The organism is uncultured Campylobacter sp. (genome assembly GCF_938002845.1).
GTDB lineage: Bacteria > Campylobacterota > Campylobacteria > Campylobacterales > Campylobacteraceae > Campylobacter_B.
This window is the reverse complement of the sequence record NZ_CALKZP010000037.1, coordinates 19,668-39,489: the sequence shown is the minus strand read 5'-3', so window position 1 is coordinate 39,489 and position 19,822 is coordinate 19,668. Positions and strand designations below refer to the sequence as shown.

At 40.4% G+C, this 19,822-nt stretch carries 24 protein-coding genes, 3 tRNA genes and 1 other RNA gene; 10 read left to right on the top strand and 18 right to left on the bottom strand.

Annotated features, from left to right (window positions below; genetic code table 11):
- Positions 1-146: 146 nt before the first annotated feature.
- The 3 genes from Q0224_RS05220 to Q0224_RS05210 form a co-directional block, all read right to left on the bottom strand.
- Entirely contained in the window at positions 147-335 is a 189-nt protein-coding gene (locus Q0224_RS05220) for a hypothetical protein (protein WP_297949645.1), read from the bottom strand.
- Between the two features lie 166 nt (positions 336-501).
- A complete protein-coding gene (locus Q0224_RS05215; RefSeq protein WP_297949643.1) occupies positions 502-843 on the bottom strand; it encodes a hypothetical protein in 342 nt (113 codons plus the stop codon).
- Positions 844-908: 65 nt separating this feature from the next.
- Positions 909-1,532 carry a hypothetical protein gene (locus Q0224_RS05210; RefSeq protein WP_297949641.1) on the bottom strand — a complete coding sequence of 208 codons (624 nt, stop codon included), beginning with the start codon at positions 1,530-1,532 and terminating at the stop codon, positions 909-911.
- Positions 1,533-1,919: 387 nt separating this feature from the next.
- On the opposite strand from Q0224_RS05210, the gene Q0224_RS05205 reads away from it, so the two are divergent.
- From Q0224_RS05205 to Q0224_RS05180, 6 genes are all read left to right on the top strand, one after another.
- Positions 1,920-1,996: transfer RNA gene (locus Q0224_RS05205), tRNA-Arg, on the top strand.
- Positions 1,997-2,060: 64 nt separating this feature from the next.
- Positions 2,061-3,053, top strand: coding sequence for an agmatine deiminase family protein (locus Q0224_RS05200; RefSeq protein ID WP_297949640.1), 993 nt, complete (start codon positions 2,061-2,063; stop codon positions 3,051-3,053).
- Between the two features lie 21 nt (positions 3,054-3,074).
- Entirely contained in the window at positions 3,075-4,247 is a 1,173-nt protein-coding gene (locus Q0224_RS05195) for a carbon-nitrogen hydrolase (protein WP_297949638.1), read from the top strand.
- 281 nt (positions 4,248-4,528) lie between these two features.
- On the top strand, positions 4,529-4,960 hold the full coding sequence (locus tag Q0224_RS05190; protein WP_297949636.1) for a type II secretion system protein: 432 nt from the start codon (positions 4,529-4,531) through the stop codon (positions 4,958-4,960).
- 190 nt (positions 4,961-5,150) lie between these two features.
- Positions 5,151-5,225, top strand: a tRNA-Gln gene (locus tag Q0224_RS05185).
- Positions 5,226-5,266: 41 nt separating this feature from the next.
- Positions 5,267-5,341 (top strand) — tRNA-Met (locus Q0224_RS05180).
- A gap of 107 nt (positions 5,342-5,448) precedes the next feature.
- Here Q0224_RS05180 and Q0224_RS05175 read toward each other — a convergent pair.
- The 8 genes from Q0224_RS05175 to Q0224_RS05140 form a co-directional block, all read right to left on the bottom strand.
- Positions 5,449-6,315 (bottom strand): tyrosine-type recombinase/integrase, encoded by an 867-nt coding sequence (locus Q0224_RS05175; protein ID WP_297949634.1) that lies wholly within the window; start codon positions 6,313-6,315, stop codon positions 5,449-5,451.
- 10 nt (positions 6,316-6,325) lie between these two features.
- The gene (locus Q0224_RS05170) at positions 6,326-7,678 is read right to left on the bottom strand and encodes a hypothetical protein (RefSeq protein WP_297949632.1); all 1,353 of its coding nucleotides are present in this window, start codon (positions 7,676-7,678) and stop codon (positions 6,326-6,328) included.
- Positions 7,679-7,816: 138 nt separating this feature from the next.
- Positions 7,817-8,986 (bottom strand): type II and III secretion system protein, encoded by a 1,170-nt coding sequence (locus Q0224_RS05165; RefSeq protein ID WP_297949630.1) that lies wholly within the window; start codon positions 8,984-8,986, stop codon positions 7,817-7,819.
- The gene (locus tag Q0224_RS05160) at positions 8,946-10,055 is read right to left on the bottom strand and encodes a zonular occludens toxin domain-containing protein (RefSeq protein ID WP_297949627.1); all 1,110 of its coding nucleotides are present in this window, start codon (positions 10,053-10,055) and stop codon (positions 8,946-8,948) included. The genes Q0224_RS05165 and Q0224_RS05160 overlap by 41 nt, the downstream gene beginning before the upstream one ends.
- Before the next feature lies 1 nt (position 10,056).
- Complete coding sequence (locus Q0224_RS05155; protein ID WP_297949625.1) at positions 10,057-10,452, bottom strand: hypothetical protein; 396 nt, start codon at positions 10,450-10,452, stop codon at positions 10,057-10,059.
- On the bottom strand, positions 10,452-11,801 hold the full coding sequence (locus Q0224_RS05150; protein WP_297949623.1) for a hypothetical protein: 1,350 nt from the start codon (positions 11,799-11,801) through the stop codon (positions 10,452-10,454). The genes Q0224_RS05155 and Q0224_RS05150 overlap by 1 nt, the downstream gene beginning before the upstream one ends.
- A gap of 616 nt (positions 11,802-12,417) precedes the next feature.
- The gene (locus tag Q0224_RS05145) at positions 12,418-12,633 is read right to left on the bottom strand and encodes a hypothetical protein (protein WP_297949621.1); all 216 of its coding nucleotides are present in this window, start codon (positions 12,631-12,633) and stop codon (positions 12,418-12,420) included.
- 76 nt (positions 12,634-12,709) lie between these two features.
- Complete coding sequence (locus Q0224_RS05140; RefSeq protein ID WP_297949619.1) at positions 12,710-13,099, bottom strand: hypothetical protein; 390 nt, start codon at positions 13,097-13,099, stop codon at positions 12,710-12,712.
- Positions 13,100-13,378: 279 nt separating this feature from the next.
- Between Q0224_RS05140 and Q0224_RS05135 the strand changes: the two genes are divergently transcribed.
- Together Q0224_RS05135 and Q0224_RS05130 are read left to right on the top strand one after the other, a co-directional pair.
- Entirely contained in the window at positions 13,379-13,630 is a 252-nt protein-coding gene (locus Q0224_RS05135; protein ID WP_297949617.1) for a TetR/AcrR family transcriptional regulator, read from the top strand.
- On the top strand, positions 13,623-14,144 hold the full coding sequence (locus Q0224_RS05130; RefSeq protein ID WP_297949616.1) for a hypothetical protein: 522 nt from the start codon (positions 13,623-13,625) through the stop codon (positions 14,142-14,144). The genes Q0224_RS05135 and Q0224_RS05130 overlap by 8 nt, the downstream gene beginning before the upstream one ends.
- A gap of 207 nt (positions 14,145-14,351) precedes the next feature.
- On the opposite strand, the gene Q0224_RS05125 is transcribed toward Q0224_RS05130, so the two are convergent.
- From Q0224_RS05125 to ssrA, 7 genes are all read right to left on the bottom strand, one after another.
- Complete coding sequence (locus tag Q0224_RS05125) at positions 14,352-14,624, bottom strand: hypothetical protein (RefSeq protein ID WP_297949614.1); 273 nt, start codon at positions 14,622-14,624, stop codon at positions 14,352-14,354.
- The gene (locus Q0224_RS05120; RefSeq protein ID WP_297949612.1) at positions 14,624-14,998 is read right to left on the bottom strand and encodes a hypothetical protein; all 375 of its coding nucleotides are present in this window, start codon (positions 14,996-14,998) and stop codon (positions 14,624-14,626) included. Before Q0224_RS05120 ends, Q0224_RS05125 begins: the two co-directional genes overlap by 1 nt.
- Positions 14,999-15,322 (bottom strand): hypothetical protein, encoded by a 324-nt coding sequence (locus Q0224_RS05115; RefSeq protein ID WP_297949611.1) that lies wholly within the window; start codon positions 15,320-15,322, stop codon positions 14,999-15,001. It abuts the gene before it with no gap.
- A gap of 548 nt (positions 15,323-15,870) precedes the next feature.
- Positions 15,871-16,107: a DUF3969 family protein gene (locus Q0224_RS05110; protein WP_297949609.1), complete on the bottom strand. Its 237-nt coding sequence runs from the start codon at positions 16,105-16,107 to the stop codon at positions 15,871-15,873.
- 77 nt (positions 16,108-16,184) lie between these two features.
- Entirely contained in the window at positions 16,185-16,568 is a 384-nt protein-coding gene (locus Q0224_RS05105) for a hypothetical protein (protein ID WP_297949607.1), read from the bottom strand.
- Between the two features lie 214 nt (positions 16,569-16,782).
- On the bottom strand, positions 16,783-17,127 hold the full coding sequence (gene imm40, locus Q0224_RS05100; RefSeq protein WP_297949605.1) for an Imm40 family immunity protein: 345 nt from the start codon (positions 17,125-17,127) through the stop codon (positions 16,783-16,785).
- Positions 17,128-17,363: 236 nt separating this feature from the next.
- Positions 17,364-17,725, bottom strand: a transfer-messenger RNA (tmRNA) gene (ssrA, locus tag Q0224_RS05095).
- Positions 17,726-17,823: 98 nt separating this feature from the next.
- Between ssrA and panB the strand changes: the two genes are divergently transcribed.
- Together panB and Q0224_RS05085 are read left to right on the top strand one after the other, a co-directional pair.
- Positions 17,824-18,621, top strand: a complete 798-nt coding sequence (gene panB, locus Q0224_RS05090) for a 3-methyl-2-oxobutanoate hydroxymethyltransferase (RefSeq protein WP_297949603.1) — start codon at positions 17,824-17,826, stop codon at positions 18,619-18,621.
- 420 nt (positions 18,622-19,041) lie between these two features.
- The gene (locus Q0224_RS05085; RefSeq protein ID WP_297949601.1) at positions 19,042-19,713 is read left to right on the top strand and encodes a hypothetical protein; all 672 of its coding nucleotides are present in this window, start codon (positions 19,042-19,044) and stop codon (positions 19,711-19,713) included.
- Positions 19,714-19,822: the final 109 nt, after the last annotated feature.

Genomic DNA, 19,822 nt, shown 5'->3' with positions numbered 1-19,822 from the left:
ATCGGTTTGGCTGGCGGATAGTTTAGTTTGCGGTCGAGCGGAAGCTTGACGATCGGCGGACGGCTTGGCGGTTTGATGATTTATCGGCTGATAAATTGGCTTGGCGGCTACGGATGGAATATTAAAATTCCAAATACGATAAAAATTTAGCGGTAGTGGAATTTTAAAAATTTATCGATACGGAATTTCATGCGGCGCGAGCCGCTAAATAAAAATGCGCGGACGTAGTCCGCCCCGCTAGCGTCGTCGGAGGTTAGGTGGGGTTTGGGGCGGGAAGGGGAGCGACCTCGCAATTTAAGCTCCCTTCCCGCCCCAAGAAACAGAAAATACGGCATAAATTTCACAAGCCGTGGATTCGGCGATAAAATTTTGGAATTTTATCTCTTAAAATATAATAAGTGTAGCATGCTTAGCAAGAGATGCGGCGTAAAATTTGAAATTCTGCAACGAAAACGGCGTCTATGCAATGCCTGCTATGCATCCGCGTCGCAAATTTTAAATTTAGGATAAAATTTTAATGGCTAGCCCCGCGCAAAATAGAAAAATCCCCGCATAGATCACTAAAAACGGCGCGATTATCGCATAATGTATGATGAGCTCGAAGAAATTGTAGATTATGTGCTTGCTTTTGGGCTCTTTAAATTTTAATTCTAGCGGCTCGTTCGAATCAAACGGCGTGTTGGAGCGCAAAATGTGCCCCGGACTAAACATCCAGCGCACGAAATCTATTTTATTGCGCTGCATATAGTCTTTGCCGATGCCCAATACGCCGTTTATATAGCATACAAAGCCAAAGCCGCCGAAAAACAAAATGAGCCCGATGTCGATCAGCCTATCCGCCATAGCGATCTTTCCTTTGTCTTTTAAATTTAGAAATTTAGCCCGCCGTATTTGCTCTTGCCGGTTGCCTATTGAAATTCTAATTTTGCAGGATTGCACTCTTTATCGGCTTTGCAATCTTCTAACTTTTTGATCATCTCATTCAAATATTCTTTATTGTATGCCAAATCTCGAGCCATCGTCATATATTTTATTACCTCGTCTATGTCTAAAGAGTGATAAAAGTAAGTTAGTGCGCAAAATAAGCAAGATTCGCCTATTTTGCCTACTTCACAAGCCCTAGATAATCTTTTTAATCCCATAGGGAATTTATTCATTTTGATTAACAGATTGCCCGATATGTCGCAAGATAAAGCATTTCCAATCTCATCTTTTTCAAAACAATTTTTATCAATGATAGTTAATAAACTCTGACAAGCGCTATATTTACCGTCGCCCATATTGCACTTTTTAATAAGTTGCGAGATCTCTTGTGAGAAAATTTTATCGCATCCTCCATAGGAGTGCGAAGCATCACAATCATTTAATGCCTTACCGCGCTCTTCGGCGGACATTTTATAAAACCCGTCGCTTAAAATTTTAACTCCCGTAGAATTTTGTCCTTGCGCTTCGCTCGGCTCCGTATCTTGCGCTGCAAAAGTAGCCCCGCCAAAACCGAGCCACAGCACAAACGCTAAAAAGACCTTTTTCATTTTCCCTCCTTCGTTCATTTTATTACTTGCTTATGATACCTAAAAAGCGATAAATTTTATTTATTTTGCATGGGATTCGGGCTGCAAAGTTGTAAAATTTTTAGGATATTTTAAATTTGGCTCGCGGAATTTTAAGTAGGATAAATTTTAAATTCCAAGATGCGAGCAGAATCCTTAAGTAAGTTAAATTTCGGCGCGATACACAATAAATTTAAGCAGATTAAAATTCTTGCACGTTGGAATTTAAAAGAAAAACTAGGCGTCGCAATCGGGCAAACGCAAAAATGAGAAAAATGCGAAGCTAAAATTTATCGCATGTCGAAATTTAAACCGCCTTTTGGCTAAATTTAAGTTAAAAACGCTATAATCCCGTTTCTTTTATTTCGTGCGCTCGTAGCTCAGCTGGATAGAGCATTTGATTGCGGTTCAAAAGGTCGGGGATTCGAATTCCTCCGGGCGCACCATCCACAAATATCTTTTTAAACCGAGCTTCGCTATAATCCGTGAAATTTTAATCTTGGAGCAAAAATGAGAGCATTCGCCGAATGGGAGAAGCAAGAGGCGCTTTTGGTGTCCTTGCCGCATGCAGGTACCGACTGGGCGCCGTATTTGGGCGAGATACGGGCGGCTTACCGCGACTTTATCGCCGCTGCAGCGAGGTTTGAGCCGGTCGTCGCAATCGCGCCGAGCCGCGAGGATTTTGAGCAAATTTGCGGCGGCTTAGCAAACGTCAGCTTCGCGCAAATCGACACCGATGATACGTGGATCCGCGATTACGGCGCGATCGACGTAGAGGAGGGCGGCAAAATCACCGGGCTAAATTTTCGTTTCAACGCATGGGGCGGCAAGTTTGCAAGCGCCAAGGACGACGCGTTAAATTCCAAGCTTTACGCCGCGAGCGCCCGCCCGCTGCGAGACGTGGATTTGATCTTGGAAGGCGGCAGCGTCGATTTTGACGGCGCGGGCACGATGCTAACTACCAGCGCGTGTTTGCTAAACGAAAATCGCAACTCCCTTAGCAAGGCCGAACTGGACGCGCGGCTGCGCGAAATTTTTGGGCTGAAAAACATAATCTGGCTGGGACACGGCTTCATCAAAGGCGACGATACCGACAGCCACGTAGATACCCTCGCACGCTTTCTAAGCCCGCACACTGTGGCTATTTCGTCGTGCGACGATCCGAGCGATCTGCACTATGCGGAGCTTGGCGCGATGAAAGATGAAATTTCATCGCTCGGATACGACGTGATCGAACTGCCGATCCCGCGCGCGATCTTTTATCAGGGGCGCAGATTGCCCGCGACTTACGCAAATTTCGTCTTTTTAAACGGCGCGCTCATCGTGCCTACCTACGCAGACCCCACAGATCCGCACGATCCAAACCGCGCGGCGGACGAGCTGGCACTGTCGCGTCTGCGTGCGGCGTGTGCGGATCGCGAAGCAGTGGGAGTGAACGCGCGCGTTTTCATCCGCCAAAACGGCTCGCTGCACTGTTCGTGCATGAATAAATTCAGGCTTTAAATTTAGATCGAAGGAAAAATTATGAAAATTTTAAAAGTTGGGCTGATTTCGCATAAATTTGAAGGTACCAAATCGCGCACGATAGCACGCAGCATCGAGCTCATCGCGCGTGCGGCGGCGAAGGGTGCGCAGTTAATCGTTTTGCAAGAGCTTCATCAGACGCATTATTTTTGCCAGCGCGAAAATACCGAAAATTTCGACTATGCGCAGGATTTCGAGTGCGATTTGCGGCTGTGGAGCGAGGTAGCGAAGAGATTTGGCGTCGTGCTGGTAAGCTCGCTTTTTGAGCGCCGCGCCGCGGGGCTATATCACAATATCGCCGTGGTCTTCGAGCGCGACGGCTCTATCGCGGGGCGGTATCGCAAGATGCATATTCCCGACGATCCGCAGTTTTACGAAAAATTTTATTTCACGCCTGGTGATCTGGGCTTTGAGCCCATAGACACGAGCGTGGGACGGCTCGGCGTGCTCGTGTGCTGGGATCAGTGGTATCCCGAGGCGGCGCGCGCGATGGCGCTACGAGGTGCCGAGCTACTGATATATCCGACCGCGATCGGGTGGTTCGACGGCGACGGCGAGGACGAAAAGGCACGCCAGCTGGAGGCCTGGGTCGCGGTACAGCGCGGGCATGCGGTGGCAAACTCCCTGCCCGTAATCGCCGTAAATCGCGTGGGCTTTGAAAGCGCCGCGCTTAGCGAGGTTTCGCCGGATGAAATTTTATCCGGGAGCGAAGCAAATTTGAATGTGCGCGATAAAATTTCGCGCTCCACGGATGCGAGCGGCGAGAGTAAAATTTTAAGCGAGGGCGGAATTTTATCCTTTAGTAACGGGGCGCTAACGGGTAGCGGCAAAATGGCGATCGGCGGCGAAATTTTGCCCGCAAAGGGTGAGGCGGCGCGAGAGAATTTAAAGATTTCAATAGAGATCAAATTTAACGGCGAAACTCTAGAGGTGCTGCCGAATAAACAGCGCGTAGGCCAGCTTGTCAGCGAAGATGGGATTAGGTTTTGGGGCAATAGCTTTGTTTTTGGCGCGCAGGGCGAGCAGTTGTTTCGCGCAAACAGCACCGACGAGCTATGCGAAGTCGTAACCATCGATATGCAAAGATGCGAAAACGTGCGCCGCTGGTGGCCGTTTTTGCGCGATAGACGCGTAGAAAACTATGAAATTCTCACAAAAAGATACGGGCTGTAGCATCCTGTATCTCGAATAGTCATATAGTTTATCGGGTGCGCACGAGCGAGAATGAAAGCAAATGATTTTTATGGTACCATTGTGCAGATGCGTCGTCAAAATACATTAAATAGATCGATTGGGCCTAAAATTTTGATTTTGAAATGCCCGCAAAATCGGATTTTGTAAATAAATTGTAAAAAATTTGCCAAAAACTATTGACAATTTTTAAATTTTTCTCTATAATTCTGCCAAGTTTCGCATATAGGTATGCGGGATGAATTTTATTTAAGGAGTAAACCATGAAAAAAGGTTTTACTATGATCGAGTTGATCTTCGTTATCGTTATTTTAGGTATTTTGGCAGCTGTTGCTATTCCAAGACTTGCAGCTACTCGTGATGATGCTGAGGTTTCTAAGGCAGCTACAAATATTCAAACAGTAGTAAGCGATTTAGGTGCTTATTATACTTCACAAGGTAATTTTAGTACAACTTATAGCGAGATGTCAAATGTTGCTAATCCAGTAAAGGCAAAAGGAAGTACTTGTTTTACAGTAAATACTCAACCTACTGATATAGATGGTGGTAATGGTACTATAAAAGTAGCTGTAGATAACGCAACTGGACTATGTAAACAAGTATGGGAAATGCCTGGTTTACAGCAAGTTGCTGATCAAATTAAGGCTAATGGTGCGAAGCTTAAATTTGGTGGCAAGGGTGTAGTTTATAACTAATAAATAGTTATAAATATTATTGATTTTTAGCCCTAGCATTTAGCTAGGGCTTTTTTATTTTACAGATTTAAATATTTGCTTATAAGATATATTGATTTTAAAATTTTCTACTCATTAAAATCTAAGAATTTCGTATAAGATAGTATTGACATTACGTAAATATTTATGTATAATTACATTTTTATAGTTTTGGGGTATAGCCAAGTGGCAAGGCAATTGGTTTTGGTCCAATCATTCGGAGGTTCGAATCCTCCTACCCCATCCACTTTCGCGAATGCTATTTTAAATTTATTCGCGTTTTTTTATCGCAGAGTAGAGCAGTGGTAGCTCGTCGGGCTCATAACCCGAAGGTCGGTGGTTCAAATCCACCCTCTGCAACCAAACACCCATTACAAAGGCATTTGATAAAATCTTAAAATATTCTTATTTTTCTAATGGAAAGCATTAAGCTTATTTTAAGCGTATGGATCACAACGCTTATTTTTTACTTAAACGGAATTCATCAAATTTTCAATAGTATTTTTCGATTGTTTTATATTAGCAGTGATGTATTTTTGCGTAGTAATGATATTCGTATGACCGAGAGTAAAACTCACTTGCTCGATCGGAAGCTTAAGATAATTTATGCAGTAAGTGCCGATAAGATGCCTTATATCGTGAAGCCTGATTTTAGGTAGATTATTCCTCTTTAACAAAGAATTCCAACTCCTACGTAAATCAACGAATTTTGACCCAGTAGCAGGATTGACAAAGACGTAGCCATTTAGCTGATTATTCTGTTTTGCGGCTATATAAAGCTTTAATAGCCTTTTATAAAGCTCGTCACTCATAGAATAGACCATATCGCGCTTAGCTTTATTGATTTGATAAGGGATAACATAAGTTTTAGTTTTTAAATTTACATCGCTCCAACAAAGACTTAAAACCTCATTCTTGCGCCTGCCGTGAAGCAGGAAAAAAAATATATCGGCACTACTTTCGGTATTATCGCAGATAGCTTTGATAAATTTCTTTTGAACAAGCAACGAATAATCAAAGTATCGTTTATTGTCAAATTTAGGTAGCTCAACAAAGTCGCAGGGATTTTTAGTTATAAGCTCAAGCTTTTGAGCGAATTTAAAGATTACGTGTAGCTTTGCAAGGATATTCTTAACGGTCTTGATTTTATAATCAGCTTTGATTAAGTTATTACAAAGCCTTTGAATATCTAAAAAGCTTATATTGCTTACGTCTTTTTCGCCCAAGCTTGAAGCTATATGCTTCTTATAAGTTGATATATCGCTTTCTAAAGTATGCTTACGAAGTATTAGCTCGTAAAATTCTACGTAATCATTAAAAAGCTCGTTAAGCAACATCGTAAAACTCCTAAAACGGATACGGCATAACGCCGTTATTGGAATACTTAAATTCTAGCTCTCTAATATCCTCTAAAGCATGCTCGGTAAAATATCTGATATGATTTTTATACCTCTGCAGAAACCCGCGCTCGATCATCTCATTCTCAAGCATAGCGTAATCTTGGACGCTTAGAATGTCATCGGTCATTTCATTTTGATTATCGCGCCAGTATAATTTTAGGCGCTCGTCGCTCATGTCTTTCCAAGCGGTGCGAAATATCTTATATGGGTTGTAATAAACTGGCTTAATACCGCTATTATAGAAACTTTGAATAGATTTTAACTCGTGAGACTGGATTTTACCGACGTTTTGAGCCGGATTGATATTTTTAACGTATTCGTGCATGAGCCTACCGCAGACGTAATATAGCAGGTGTCCATCCTCATATATAAGCTCCTCTGAAGTATATGGGATAGACATAAAGATACTTTGGCTCTTATAATCCCACTCTATAAGCGTATTATCGAAGTCTTTTAGAATATTAAGGTTGCCGAGATCACGCAAACCTTTAATGAAATTTATCTTACGGTAAACCCAAAGCGGGATTGGGTTTTGCGAGGATAAAAACCTGCGAATTTTATGCTTTATAAACCACGCTTGAACCTCGTTAATATCGTCAGTTTCGTTGAAATTTATAAAGGTCTTGGTAATATACTTCATCACGTAGCCCGTGGCATTGTTTATAGAGGTCTGAAAGCCGTTTATCTCGCCATTTGCTATCTGAGCCGGGGTCAAACGCTCGTTTCTTAGGTTTTGCGGGGCGTAGAACACGTCTTTATAAATTTTAAGCAAGTAAGGGATTGTATGCCTTGGGGCATATATCAAAGCATGAATATGCGGCACGCCGTCATTTTTATGCGGCTCAAAGGTGCGTATATACTGAAATACTTCGCCCTCATAAACGCGCCTGAAGCGTTTAGTAAATTTATGAAAATTATAATTTAGTACGTTGGCTAAATCCTTAATAGTAAAGGGCACGCCCTCATTAAGCTTTTGTTTCTGCTCAATCGGAAGCGATCTAATGTCCTTGGTGGTAAAGGTAGCAAAATTACCCACTAGCGCCTTACGGAAGCAGCCATTAAGCGTGATAGTAAGAAACACGGGCACTAGCTCATGCTTGACTGAAAGCATATGGATAGTATTTGTCCTATTGGCTACCTCGGCGTAATAGGTGCTTGAAAAATTTGCGGACTTTGAAACCGAAAGCAGGCTTTTTTCTTCACCGAAAGAATTTACAAATCTGTAATCTTGTAAAAACTTCCGTTGTCTGTCAATTTTAAGCTTTACGGCTGAAAGATCAGCCTCATTTAGTCCAAACATCTTTAATCTTTATTTAAGAGTGACAGATTTTTATTAAATTGACAAGGGAGAGAGCAAAAGCTCGCTGCGCTGGCGCTTAGCTCGCTTTTGCTCTTCGGTTGTCCCTTGCATAATGAGCCGTATGTTCTCATGCTCATCTTAATTTACCTCTATCGTAAGAGTAATAATGCTAGTGCTTTTGTAGTTTTGTTCTATGGAAAAGAGGTATTTTAAAATAGGTATGTCTTTGAGTAGCGGCACGCCGTTGCGTTTTGAATAGGCTACGTCTTTGTTAATACCACTTAAAACGAGAAGCTCGCCCCGCTTAAGGCTATAGTTCGACCTAAGTTCCTTTTTGCTCGTGCGCGGCGTAAGGGTGTTTTGCGTATCTAATAAGTCCTCAACCACCAAATCAAGGCTGAAATCAACGTTTGAATTCTGAAGCACAACCGGGCGAATTTTAATCTTTAGGCCAACGTCTTTATACTCGTAGCTGTTTTGAGTGGCGGTGCCGTTTTGCGTATAGGTGCTGGTGTTCGTTAGATACGGCACGTTTTCGACGGAGGAAAAATATACCTCGGCGCCGCTCTTTGCGACCAGAAACGGACTTTGCTTTATGGTAGTTACGCCGTTTTGCTGAAGCAGGCTAAGAACGCCGTAAAAGCCTCGTTTCTTTGTAGTTACTACGTTTGTTTCAGCACTATAAGGCATAGTAATTAGGTTTATGAAATAGTTTAGATCGGAGCGGGTAACGACGTCGCCTAAAGAATTTAGATGCGAGCCTATATCTTTATAATCGTTGGTATTGGTTTCAAGTATAGTAAGCTTGAAATTTACTTGCTCGAGCTTTTTATCACTTCTTTGGACGAAATCTATTATGTCGCTATATTCATCATCGCTTGCTTTGAATACAACGGAGTTCGTAGATCTGATATAGCTTGAGTTTTGATCGGTCATCTTGCTTACTATCTTATCGGCATCGTCGTAAGAGTTATTTGCAAGAGTAAGATACCTTAGCCTGCGTTCGGCGCTAATGCTGCCATTAGCATCGCCATAGTCCTTATTCTTCTTAAAGACGTAATAAAAGCCGTCAGTAAGTATAAGCTTTAAGCCTTTACTTTCTATGGCTTTGCGAAAGTGCTTTATCGTTACATCTGAATTCTTGGACGTATAAAAATAAAAGCTATTTGAATCTATCTCATCGCTAATTAGAATATCTATTTTTGAATTATGGCTGGCAACGTTGGCGAAATCAAGCAAATTTAGCTTAATTTCTTCAGACAAGGCGCTACTTAGAATAAATAGCACTAGAAAAAGAACTTTTTTCATTTAACTCTTCCTTTTTTAAGTTATCAAAAACGGGCTTATCAAAGCCAACAAAGAAATACGTAATACCTTTACCTTTAAACGAGCGCACATTAAATTTAGGCGGGGAGCGCAAAAAAATAAAATTTAAGTATCTCTGATCGAAATGATCGTAAGTGCCGTTTTGAATGGAGCAACGATCGTAGAAACAATAGATTTGGTATATGTAGCCTATAGGAGGCTCACTAGGATTTGGATTAGAGGCGTTGAATAAAGCTTTAGTGCTGTTACCGCTTCCGCTTTCAATAGGTTGATTGGATTGGATATCGGGGGCGGGAGCAGGCTCATCAGCAGGCTTAAAGAGCGAATAAAAGCGGTAGAACGCCAAAAAACAAAAGAAACAGAGCACCACAGCTAAACCAAAAAATTTAACTACGATAGATGAGCCTTTTTCCTTAGAACCCGCAACGTAAAGGTCAAAGACCTCATTAAGAGCAGGTAAAGTAAAACCACCACCCTTAATCATATCGTTTTGATTCATTCGGTAGCTAATGAACTGCTGATACCTAAGACGATTAGTAATAAGACGACGAGCAGGTTCTACGGCTTTATAAAAATACTCGGCTACAGCCTTGTAACCTGTATCAATTAGGCTTAAATCCTGCGATATAAGCCAAATATCTTGGAACAAATGCGCATGGTAAGTAAGCCACCAGGTTAAAATTTCATCACTCTTTTTAGTAAAAAAATTATGTGCCTCATCGATAACGATCAAGCAGTGATTAAGCTTAAAATCCGAAGCCTTTTCATTTAATTCAGTATCGTTAGCGCCACCCATATAAAGATCATAAAGCAAGCTAAGATTATATTTAAAATCGTTAATATCTAAAGGCTTGATTTTTTCGCTTTTGGAGTAGTCAAATTCATTTATATTCGTCCAGCAGATAGTATATTTATCAGCTTTCTTGGGTTTTTTGATAAATTTATCGAAAAAAGAAGGCTTAGGAACTTCGATAAAATTTTTATAAATTTGATAAACGGCTAAATAAGTCTTTCCGCTTTTCGGTATGCCGGTAAGATATGAGATAGCCATTTTAATCAATCCTAGAAATAAAGAGGTAATTAAGCAACTTAACAAATAAAGATAAGAATCTCATAACAACTTTTCCACCTAAAGCTACAATCAAAGTGAAAAATATAGGTTTGAATAAAGTATAAGCATCACCAAAAGCGTCAATAAAACCAATAGACTTAAGAACATTAAAAAATAAGGATATAATCTCATTTGAATTACCAGAATAAGAATTTATATAATCTATTAAAGCATTAACCTTAGATAATATGAAAGCAATAGCGTCCATTAAATCTACAAAAAAAGGAACAGCAAATTTAGCAAAAAACATAACTATACCGAGCATAAGCCCAAATCTAATTATAGCACCGCCCCATTTAGCTACAAAAGAGCCTAAAAAACTTACAATCCTACCCATTATAATAACCTCGCAACAGCTTTATAAGTGAATAACGAGAAAAGAAATAAAAATAAAGCATAAAAAATAAAATAAAGAACAGGACGAGCGTCCTTTACTACAACGCAAATATCAATAGTAATTTTTTTGCTTAATCCATCTTTAATAACAAAATCGCGAGTATAAGGACAACTATTAACAGAACCATGAACTTTAAAATCACTCAATTTACCTTTCTTAAGTCTGTTATAAGCACCAACGATTTGATCTTTGGCATCCTCAAAAATTTTCATAAATTTATTAGTGCCACCCTCAACAGTTTCATTAAGTTCATTTAATTTACTAAAATCAAATTTAGCCTGATCGTCATCCTTATCCCCAGGATTACCACCGCCACCGCCACCGCCACCCGGGTGAGTGCCATTTTTATCTTTGTCTTTATCGTCATCGCCCGGTTTATCAGGAGGGTTACTACCGCCCCCGCCACCGCCTGAATGACCGCCGCCGCCGTGATCAGGCTTATTAGGCTTTGTCTTATTATCATCAGGATTACTTGGCTTATCAGGTTTATTAGGCTTAGTATTGTTATTATCAGGCTTATCGGGTTTAGTTTTATTGTCATCAGGCTTTTTTGGATCATCCAAATATAAATGATCTATTTCATCGTAATTGCAGCCATAATCGGCATAAGGATTAGCAGAATTAACCACAACGCGAAAATCAGTGCCATCTTTTCTCTTACAACCAAAACAACATTTTGGCGTATAATTAATATTTTCACCTTTACAAGTATCGGGATCAGCAGAAAAAGTACCAGCGTAAACCGCATCTTTAAAATGACTAGCACAAGCACATTGAAAACGCAACTCTCTATCGGTTATATGCTCGCAATCATCGGCGCACTTATGATTGGCAAGATCATAACCGAGCTTACAATGCTGCGTAGCGAAATCACTATCGTAAGCGAAAACATCGATAATATACTTAGCAGTATTGACCTTAGGATCATCATTGACATCAAATTTTTTCAAAGGATATATAAAGGAAGGGAAAGTTCGAGCGCAAGCAACCTTATAAAACACCTGAGTAGAATAACCAAGATATTGAGTTATTTCATAATTGTTTTGAACTCTAACATAATGGTAAACTTCTATATCCGAGCCATCTTTTCTAAATCTATACATATAAAGCTCATTTTCTCTATCGAAAGCAAGCTTATAAGTATAACGGTCATCTTCTTTATGCATAGGCTCTCCGATAGGAGCACCATATTTAGGAATAAGATTAATACCACAACCAATTTCTGTGGCATTAGAAAGAGTGGCTACAAGTAGGAGGATTAGGGGGATAAATTTTAATTTATTAAGCATTTTTTACTCTTCCTTAAATTTGCGTAGGGGGAGCGAACCCGATTTTAATCGCAAGCTCATAAAATCGGCTCCCCCTGCGACCCTGTTATGCGCGGCGGCTTTCGGGCGTCCGAAAGCTACACGCCGCGCGCACTTCGCTTCGTTTATAGGCAAGCAAATAAATGGGGTTTGCCTAAGACCAACGGCGAGAAAATAGCGTAAAAGCCAACTGAAACGGAATATTTGCAACACCGAACCAAAAGAAAAGGCTAAAGAAATAATCAAACGACTTATTACCGATCCAATCAATTAAAACGAATTCCATCGCAAACCCCCGAAAACCTTATTTAATTTTAGAGATAGCAAGAAATATCCCTAAAACGAATAAAAAACCGCAAAGGCAACCGCTAAGCGCCATCAAAGAGCTGTATCGCTCTAAGCTCAAACCGGTTAAACTTAAAATTTCCGCCTCGCTCATTTTGAAAAAAGATCCAAACCTGCAAAAATAGACTTAATCGCAAAGAACGAAAGCGCCAAAATCGCATAAAAAGCGTTTAAAAGTAAAGACATATGTAAGATTGAAATCTGCATTTTTAAACCTTTTCAAAAAATACCGCCCGAAAGGGGGCGGTAAAATTTAGCGTCTAAGCAAAGCAAGACCAGCTTTAACAGCGTAAATCAAGCCGATTAAGCCGATAACGACGACGACAGCAGAAGTGAAAGGATTGCTATCAATAGTTCCACTAAATTTGCCATCCGCAAAAGTTACGTCAGCCATAGCCTGCGTAGCACCAAAAAAAACAGAACCGAGCAAAATCGCTAATTTGCCGAAAATAGAATTTAAGATTTTCATCTTAAACCTCCAAAAAAGAATTTTAAACTTGCAAGTTCTATCAAGCCGACCGCACGGATCGGCTTTGTAAAGCTTGTTATTTCTTAGGAGAAGCAGAAGTTATATTGTTTAAGAAATTTATCCAATACGCATCGTCTTCATCGGTCGTAAGAGTATATGCGCCATTGTTAAAAGACGGAAGCCCGGCGTTAAATTTTAAAACACCCTTGTTTTTGAAAAACTGATTAAATTTCGTAGTAAGAACCCCAGCAGTTAGATCATCTTTGCATAGAATGCGAACTATTAGCTCTTGTTCTTTTAGATCAACGCAATTTGTTACCGAATTCTCTTCCTCATATCGGTTACGAGCGGTAATCTTTACGGAGCTTGAGTAAGCCCGTCCGTTCATCTCGCCTTTGGCACCACTTTTTGCGATAGCACTTGCAATTTCGTAAGAAACCTTGAAATCTTGTAGAATGTAATCCATAACTCTTCCTTTATATTTGATTAAGCTTAACTCGATTAAACCTAAAGGGCGGAAGGAAGAGTTATTTTCACAAACCGCCCCAAGCAGTTTAGCCACTTACTCGGGTGGAACTCCCGCCTAACTTCGACCCTAGACATCTTTACTCTGTCGCGGCATAGTGCGGAAATTAAACACGGATTTTGCTATAATAACTTTGCGAATGGAATTATTGCAAATTCTCTGCGGGAATTATTGCAAATTCTTTATTAAAAAAACTTTAAATAGAAGGAATTATTTCCAATGGATAAGAAAGAAATTGCAAAATTTATCGGCAAAGATCTAAAGACCTTATACAACTGGGAAAGACAAAATCCAAATCTATACAAAATAATAATCTCATACTTTTCAGATAATACAACAAATTCTTACGAACGGGAATTATTACAAAAATTTAGGCAGCTCAAGGAAATAGAAAAGAGATATTACCTAAGCAGTATGGAAACCAAAATTTTAAAAAGAGAGATGGAGAAAGAAGCAGAAAATGATGAATAAGCTACTAATAGCAGTAATTTTAACTTTCACTAGCCTACAAGCTGAAGAAAGCATAGAAATAAACGTATCACCAAGCAACAAGCAATACCAATTTGGCAAAAATATAAATTTAATCGGCACGTGGGAAGCGATAGAAACTCAATGCTGCGTAAATTTCATTTTTGGCAGATACGATAAAATAAGAATGAGATTCGATAAAAGCGGCAAAATTTACAAAGTAGAGAAAAACAAAGAAATCCCAACCGATATGATATGGAGTATAAATAACAGCGGAGTAGTAAAAGTAGAAAAAGACGATAGCTATTATGAAAAAATAGGACTAAACGATGCTGCTAAATCCATACAAGGCAAAATGGTAAAAGAGATATTCAAAGGGGTAGAAACAATAGAATTTCAAATCCTATCTAAAGAAAACGACAACTGCTTTATGGTAGAAAGAAATTTAAAACTATGCAAGATTTCAGGAAATTTACACACTGATCCCGACGAAGTAATCCAAATCGAAATACATTAAAATATATAAAAAAAACGCAAAAACAAGCCTAAAAATTAGAAATTTACAAATCCTAAAAGGATAAAATAAAGTAATTAAAAATGTTAAAATATAGGTTTCAAATCCCAAAGGAAAAAATGAAGCAAAGCTTTAAATTCATTAAAACACAAATTTTAAATCCTAAAAGGATAAGCTCACTTCATTAAGCGAATTATAACCCCAGCATACTTAATTTTTATTAAATTTCTGCAAGATAGAAATAATTTTTCCATCAGCAGGATAGGTAGCAATAGAAAAGCTGCCATTTTTTTCGACAACTACGACATCCCCATTTTGAACTACCATGTCAGACGAAGCTTCGACGAAATGATTTTCAAGCGTAGCGCGATCGCAACTTTTCAGAAATCGAGCCAAATTTCGGCGATAGCCACCCGCTCTTTCCCAACCCAACAAAGTCTGATACGGAATACCCGTAAGCTGTGATACTTCTTTGAGCCTCATCAATCTATCCAACACTCTTGATGATACTCTTCATCAGAAATTTCAAAAGCACCATCGCCAACAACTGGAACAGCCAACGTTTTACCATTCTCAAGAATGACAAAATGATCTATATCGTAGTTTGACAAAGGAGGAGTATCCCGGGGCAGACTACGACAAATATAGTATTTCTCGCTATTTTTTGTAGAAACACAACGTTGAATTCGACTTTTCGTTTCTGAATCAAGCCAAGAAACATGATCTCCATCGTAAACATAGCAATATCGACCCATGTCATAATGCCAAAAACGAACATAATAACGCCCTTTTTCATCAGAACTATTACAATGACGAGGAAAAATTCTCGTCTGCCAACCGCTAACTATATTTTTCATCTATTCCTCCACAAATTTTGTGATAGAGTTTTGTAGATTGTCGTCCTCTACAATAAATCTCACTTCTTTGCCATCTCGATTTTTAGCAGTAGCAATACCGCTAGTAGCATCTTTCCAACTCATATCAAAATCACTGAAATAAACCCTAGTTTCTAGAATATAGCCCAAGCGACGATTGTATCTATCATATCCGTTGCCGTCAAAAGTAGCATATTTTTCAATCTCTCCATACTGCTTAACACGCTCGATCTGAATTCTTTTTCTCTCAACGTAGAAAACGTTGCCGTTAAAATCTTGAACCTTTGTCAAAACTTGCTTTTTCATCTTTTTCTCCTTTTGGGCTATACCCTTTTGATTTATGAATGAATTATACAATATATTTACTTAAATTATGCTGAAAAATATATCAAATAGCAAATAAAAGTATGAGATAGATACTTTTCATGGAGAAAAAAAGACAAAGAAAAAGAGCACATATTTCTCATAACCCGAAGGTCGGTGGTTCAAATCCGCCCTCTGCAACCAATATTTTTAAATTTATAGCACAGCATCGTGACTTCAAAATTTTATTCTTGCTTTCATTGTGAATAAGAAAATCTCATATAATCTAAATCGGAGTATTTTATCTACTAATTTATTTTCAAGCTGATGGCTTAAAATTAATAATTATCGAGAAAGATACATAAAACTCTTTAAATTGTAAAATTTTACCGATTCGTCTAAAATTTTAATTTATCATACCGCAAATCTTATCAATAATGTTAAGTAGGAATTGCGAAAGACTTAAATTTGTACGGACTTTCTTATCGTAACATTTAGAATTTTATTTAGCTGCCAGCCCACCCGCTTGCAAAGACGGAAGTTATGGAAGCTTATTCTTTATCTATAATTACCCATCTTTTTATAGATTCTTCATCGTATTGCTTTAAAATTTCTATTATTCTATTCTGTAATGTTTGCAAAGTTTCCATATATTTTGTAGGAATTAACTCAAAAATATCCTCTAATTCGCAGCACTCGATTATTATATCTATAATGCGTTCATCGACCTTATTTTTTTCCAAATGCGTTGAGATATAGGGTGAAAAACAAAATTCTTTGGCTTTCATCTATGGTGATCGCTTTGTGTTCCAATGCCTGTAATGAGCCTAGCGCCATTAGCAAAATAGCCCTCTCGCCCACAATATCAATATTTTTCTCTAATATCATTTGAATCGCTCCGCCCGCATTTAATTTCATCTAAAATCATACAAATCTTCCTCTCGTCCATCTCTCCATAAAGGCAAGGGTTTGCCAGCTCAAATATGATCTCTTGCAAAATTTCATCCTCATATCCTATATCCTCGCGGCACTCGATTAAATTTGCCCATTCCTCAAGGAGCTCATATGAAATTTCTTTATCGATGACCCTATTTAGGATGTTTGCAATGGTATTTTGAGTTATTGTTACAAGCTCCGATTCGCTATTAAAGCCTATCTTTGCCAAGTCGCTTTTTATCGCGCTTATATTTTTAGAAAAATTTATTAAATTTAATAAAATATCTATTTTGGCCATCAATGCTGTATTCACCCTTTCATCCTCACGCATCTATAACCATATCCTTATATTTTTCATAAAGCCTCGGTTTTAAAATTTTAAATTTCACAGCGTTTTTCCTTATTCCTTTCCAAATTTAACGCCTTATCCGATCCTCTTTTTTACGCCGAATTCAAATTCGATCCGCTCGCTTAAAGCATACTCTATACTTTTATGAAATTTCCTATACACAATCCAATTAAAATTTTCATTTAGGCACCTGCCCAGGGCTAATGACTGGGCAATATGCAAAGTCATCTCCGTTTCTAGCGCGATAATTAGTGATATATTCGATCGCCAATTCGAATGCATCGTCATCTTCTGCTTTAATATTCCAGCCGTCGTATGTGATGATGGGCTCATCGCCGCTTAGGCGATATACATCCCCTCCGACGATAAGCATATCTCTATCTCTTGCGATTTTTAGTACCTCCATTACATCGTCAAATCTCCAAGCTATAGCATAAATTCCGTACTCCTCTCTTAGGCGTATACCACGCTCTAGCAGATCCTGCGGTACGATATTTACGTAATCCTCATCTATAAATGACATAATTCGCTCCTTTTAAGTATAAGATTATTGCCATTGCCATTTTTCTATATCGTATTTCTCTACGAAAACCCCCAATACAAAAAAGCTCCTAATAAAACCCCCATTTTTTCAGAAGTAAATTATACTACAAACAAAAAGAAAAGGAAAGAGAAATAATCGAAATATAAGATAAGCACCTATATACTGGAATTGAAGAGAAGTAAAAAGAAGTGATTGGAACTTAAAGATAGCTTAATTGGTGGAGGTGTGCGGGATTGAACCGCAGTCCGAAAACAAACGACCAAAGCCTCTACATGTTTAGCAAAAGTGAAGTTCTCGCGCAGGCTCGCTCACTTTCCAAAACGACCCGCCGGCGCAAAGACTAGGATTTCACCCTACGGCTCGTCACGCCGCAGAGCTACGCTATCGCAGATTACCCGCAGCCGCGCTTAGATAGTATCGGCGCAGAGCAGGGCTCGACTGGACTTACGCAGCTTTAGCGTAAGCAGGAGCAAATTTAACGTTGTTTGCGTTTAAATTTAGTTTGGATTTTATACGCTGTATCCAAAGCGACATGCAGCCTTGACCCATCCGTTCCCGTCGAAGCCAAGTCACCCCCGAAAGAATGCGCGCGCATTTTACTTTAAAATTTTATAAATGTCAAATTCGGCTTATGCTAGAATTGTGTTCAAATTTTAACCAAATCAAGGAGCCAAAATGTCAAAAATCACGCTTTCTAAATTATACGAGATGAAAAAATCCGGCGAAAAGATCGTGATGATCACCGCCTACGACGCGCTTTTTGCTAAAATTTTCGACGACGAGGTCGATATGGTGCTAGTAGGCGACAGCCTAAATATGAGCTTCGGCGGGCGCTCCGAGACCCTAGGCGCAAGCGTGGAGCAGATGATCTATCACGCGCGCGCCGTAAGAAGGGGATTAAAGCGAGCGTATATGGTCGTGGATATGCCGTTTTGCTCGTGCGCGACGCCAGAACTCGCGTTGCAAAACTGTGCCAAAGTCTATGAGAGTACCGGCTGCGATGCCGTTAAGATCGAAGGCGGCGCGCATATGGCAGATACCGTGGCGCTGCTTAATCGAAACGGTATCGCCGTTATGAGCCACATCGGGCTAAAGCCGCAGTTTTCGCGCTTCGCGGGCGGTTACAAGGTAAGCGGGCGCGGAGAGGAGGGCGCACGCGAAGTCTTAAACGACGCTAGAGCGCTTGTCGAGGCGGGTGCGGTGCTGCTGCTGGTGGAGGGGACAATCTCCGCGGTCGCAAATCAAGTGGCGCTCGGTACCGACGTGCCCGTCATCGGCATCGGCGCGGGCGCGGGCGTGGACGGACAGGTGCTCGTGTGGAGCGATATGTGCGGGTTTTTCACGGAGTTTCGGCCGAAATTCGTTAAGCGTTATTTAGACGGCGCTGCGCTGGTAAAAGGCGCGGTGCGCGAATACGCGCGCGAAGTGAAGGACGAGAGCTTCCCAAGCGAGGAGTTTGAATATAAGCAATAACGGGATTTTGGGCTAAATTTTAAAATTTACGCGCCGAAATTCCAGCGATAAAGCCCCGCTTGCCTTAAAACAATGCTTCGTTTTCGCGCGTCGCAGGCTATGCAAATAGCTCGCGCCGCTTGAAATTTATTCGGCGCGAGCGATTGCGAGCGCTTTAGCTAGTGCGAGAGATCGCAGGCGCTTTGGGCGGATACTCTGCGCGGTATATTTTATACGGGGCGCCGTGCGAGAGTTTGCGCGCTTCTGCATGCGGGCGCTATTTATGTCGCCGAGCGCAATGCGCGAGCGCTTTTCATGAACGCTCTCGCGCCCGCAGCTCTAAAATACGCTACGAGCGCTAAATTTTACGCACGTAGCCGTAGAGCTCAAACATAAACCAGCCGTCACGCCTAAACGGTTTATAAAATTTAAGGAGAAAATTTGGCTAAAGCTTTAAAAATCATCATAGCCGCGGCTCTGGGTTTGCTCTTTTGCGTAAAGGTGCTGCCGATTTTGGCGATATTTTTTGCGTTTAATTCTTTCTTTGATAAAGATGATATGGAGCTGAAAAAAGCCCCGTTAATGCAAAATTACGAGCAAAATCGCGAGAAATTCCTAGACCTGTTAGCTTTTGCAGGTCGCAACTTCCCTAAAAATTTGCGCGTTACAATCCAGAGCACCTACGGCGATGAGTATATTTGGATCGATTTGGACGGCAACGAGACGAAATTTTATTCAAATTTTAGAGACAATGCGCCGGGTATTGGCGAAGGGTTAAAGCTCATTGGCTGGGACAAAAAGACGTTTGCAGAGCTAAAATCAAAGCTCGCAGCGATAAACGCCAGAACCATCGTGCTAAATAGAAGCGGCGACAGCGGGGTGCCTTGGGCGGAGATCACCTACCGATACGTGGAGCACTTCACCGATAGCTATCAGTTTTATGCTCCGGATAGCCCGAAACTCGCGGAGCTATATGCCAAGGGCTGCTCGAAAAAATTTCAAAGCGACGGCGTAGTGTTTTTATTCGAAAGCACAACGTCCGGCTTATATAGAGCGTTCTGCGATGGCGACGACGATAATAAGAGCGTTTTGATCGAAGAGCATGATTTGTAGAACTAGGCTCGCGCAGGAAAAATTTAGCGTCTTAATTTGGGGTGCGATCGATAAGGCGTCGCGAGGCTGCGTGGCTAAATTTAACTGTACGTTTGACGCTAAATTCCAT

Coding starts and splice junctions, on each gene's coding strand:
- Q0224_RS05220 (WP_297949645.1), bottom strand. CDS start 335: ATGCCGTATTTTCTGTTTCTTGGGGCGGGAAGGGAGCTTAAATTGCGA.
- Q0224_RS05215 (WP_297949643.1), bottom strand. CDS start 843: ATGGCGGATAGGCTGATCGACATCGGGCTCATTTTGTTTTTCGGCGGC.
- Q0224_RS05210 (WP_297949641.1), bottom strand. CDS start 1,532: ATGAAAAAGGTCTTTTTAGCGTTTGTGCTGTGGCTCGGTTTTGGCGGG.
- Q0224_RS05200 (WP_297949640.1), top strand. CDS start 2,061: ATGAGAGCATTCGCCGAATGGGAGAAGCAAGAGGCGCTTTTGGTGTCC.
- Q0224_RS05195 (WP_297949638.1), top strand. CDS start 3,075: ATGAAAATTTTAAAAGTTGGGCTGATTTCGCATAAATTTGAAGGTACC.
- Q0224_RS05190 (WP_297949636.1), top strand. CDS start 4,529: ATGAAAAAAGGTTTTACTATGATCGAGTTGATCTTCGTTATCGTTATT.
- Q0224_RS05175 (WP_297949634.1), bottom strand. CDS start 6,315: ATGTTGCTTAACGAGCTTTTTAATGATTACGTAGAATTTTACGAGCTA.
- Q0224_RS05170 (WP_297949632.1), bottom strand. CDS start 7,678: ATGTTTGGACTAAATGAGGCTGATCTTTCAGCCGTAAAGCTTAAAATT.
- Q0224_RS05165 (WP_297949630.1), bottom strand. CDS start 8,986: ATGAAAAAAGTTCTTTTTCTAGTGCTATTTATTCTAAGTAGCGCCTTG.
- Q0224_RS05160 (WP_297949627.1), bottom strand. CDS start 10,055: ATGGCTATCTCATATCTTACCGGCATACCGAAAAGCGGAAAGACTTAT.
- Q0224_RS05155 (WP_297949625.1), bottom strand. CDS start 10,452: ATGGGTAGGATTGTAAGTTTTTTAGGCTCTTTTGTAGCTAAATGGGGC.
- Q0224_RS05150 (WP_297949623.1), bottom strand. CDS start 11,801: ATGCTTAATAAATTAAAATTTATCCCCCTAATCCTCCTACTTGTAGCC.
- Q0224_RS05145 (WP_297949621.1), bottom strand. CDS start 12,633: ATGAAAATCTTAAATTCTATTTTCGGCAAATTAGCGATTTTGCTCGGT.
- Q0224_RS05140 (WP_297949619.1), bottom strand. CDS start 13,099: ATGGATTACATTCTACAAGATTTCAAGGTTTCTTACGAAATTGCAAGT.
- Q0224_RS05135 (WP_297949617.1), top strand. CDS start 13,379: ATGGATAAGAAAGAAATTGCAAAATTTATCGGCAAAGATCTAAAGACC.
- Q0224_RS05130 (WP_297949616.1), top strand. CDS start 13,623: ATGAATAAGCTACTAATAGCAGTAATTTTAACTTTCACTAGCCTACAA.
- Q0224_RS05125 (WP_297949614.1), bottom strand. CDS start 14,624: ATGAGGCTCAAAGAAGTATCACAGCTTACGGGTATTCCGTATCAGACT.
- Q0224_RS05120 (WP_297949612.1), bottom strand. CDS start 14,998: ATGAAAAATATAGTTAGCGGTTGGCAGACGAGAATTTTTCCTCGTCAT.
- Q0224_RS05115 (WP_297949611.1), bottom strand. CDS start 15,322: ATGAAAAAGCAAGTTTTGACAAAGGTTCAAGATTTTAACGGCAACGTT.
- Q0224_RS05110 (WP_297949609.1), bottom strand. CDS start 16,107: ATGAAAGCCAAAGAATTTTGTTTTTCACCCTATATCTCAACGCATTTG.
- imm40 (WP_297949605.1), bottom strand. CDS start 17,127: ATGTCATTTATAGATGAGGATTACGTAAATATCGTACCGCAGGATCTG.
- panB (WP_297949603.1), top strand. CDS start 17,824: ATGTCAAAAATCACGCTTTCTAAATTATACGAGATGAAAAAATCCGGC.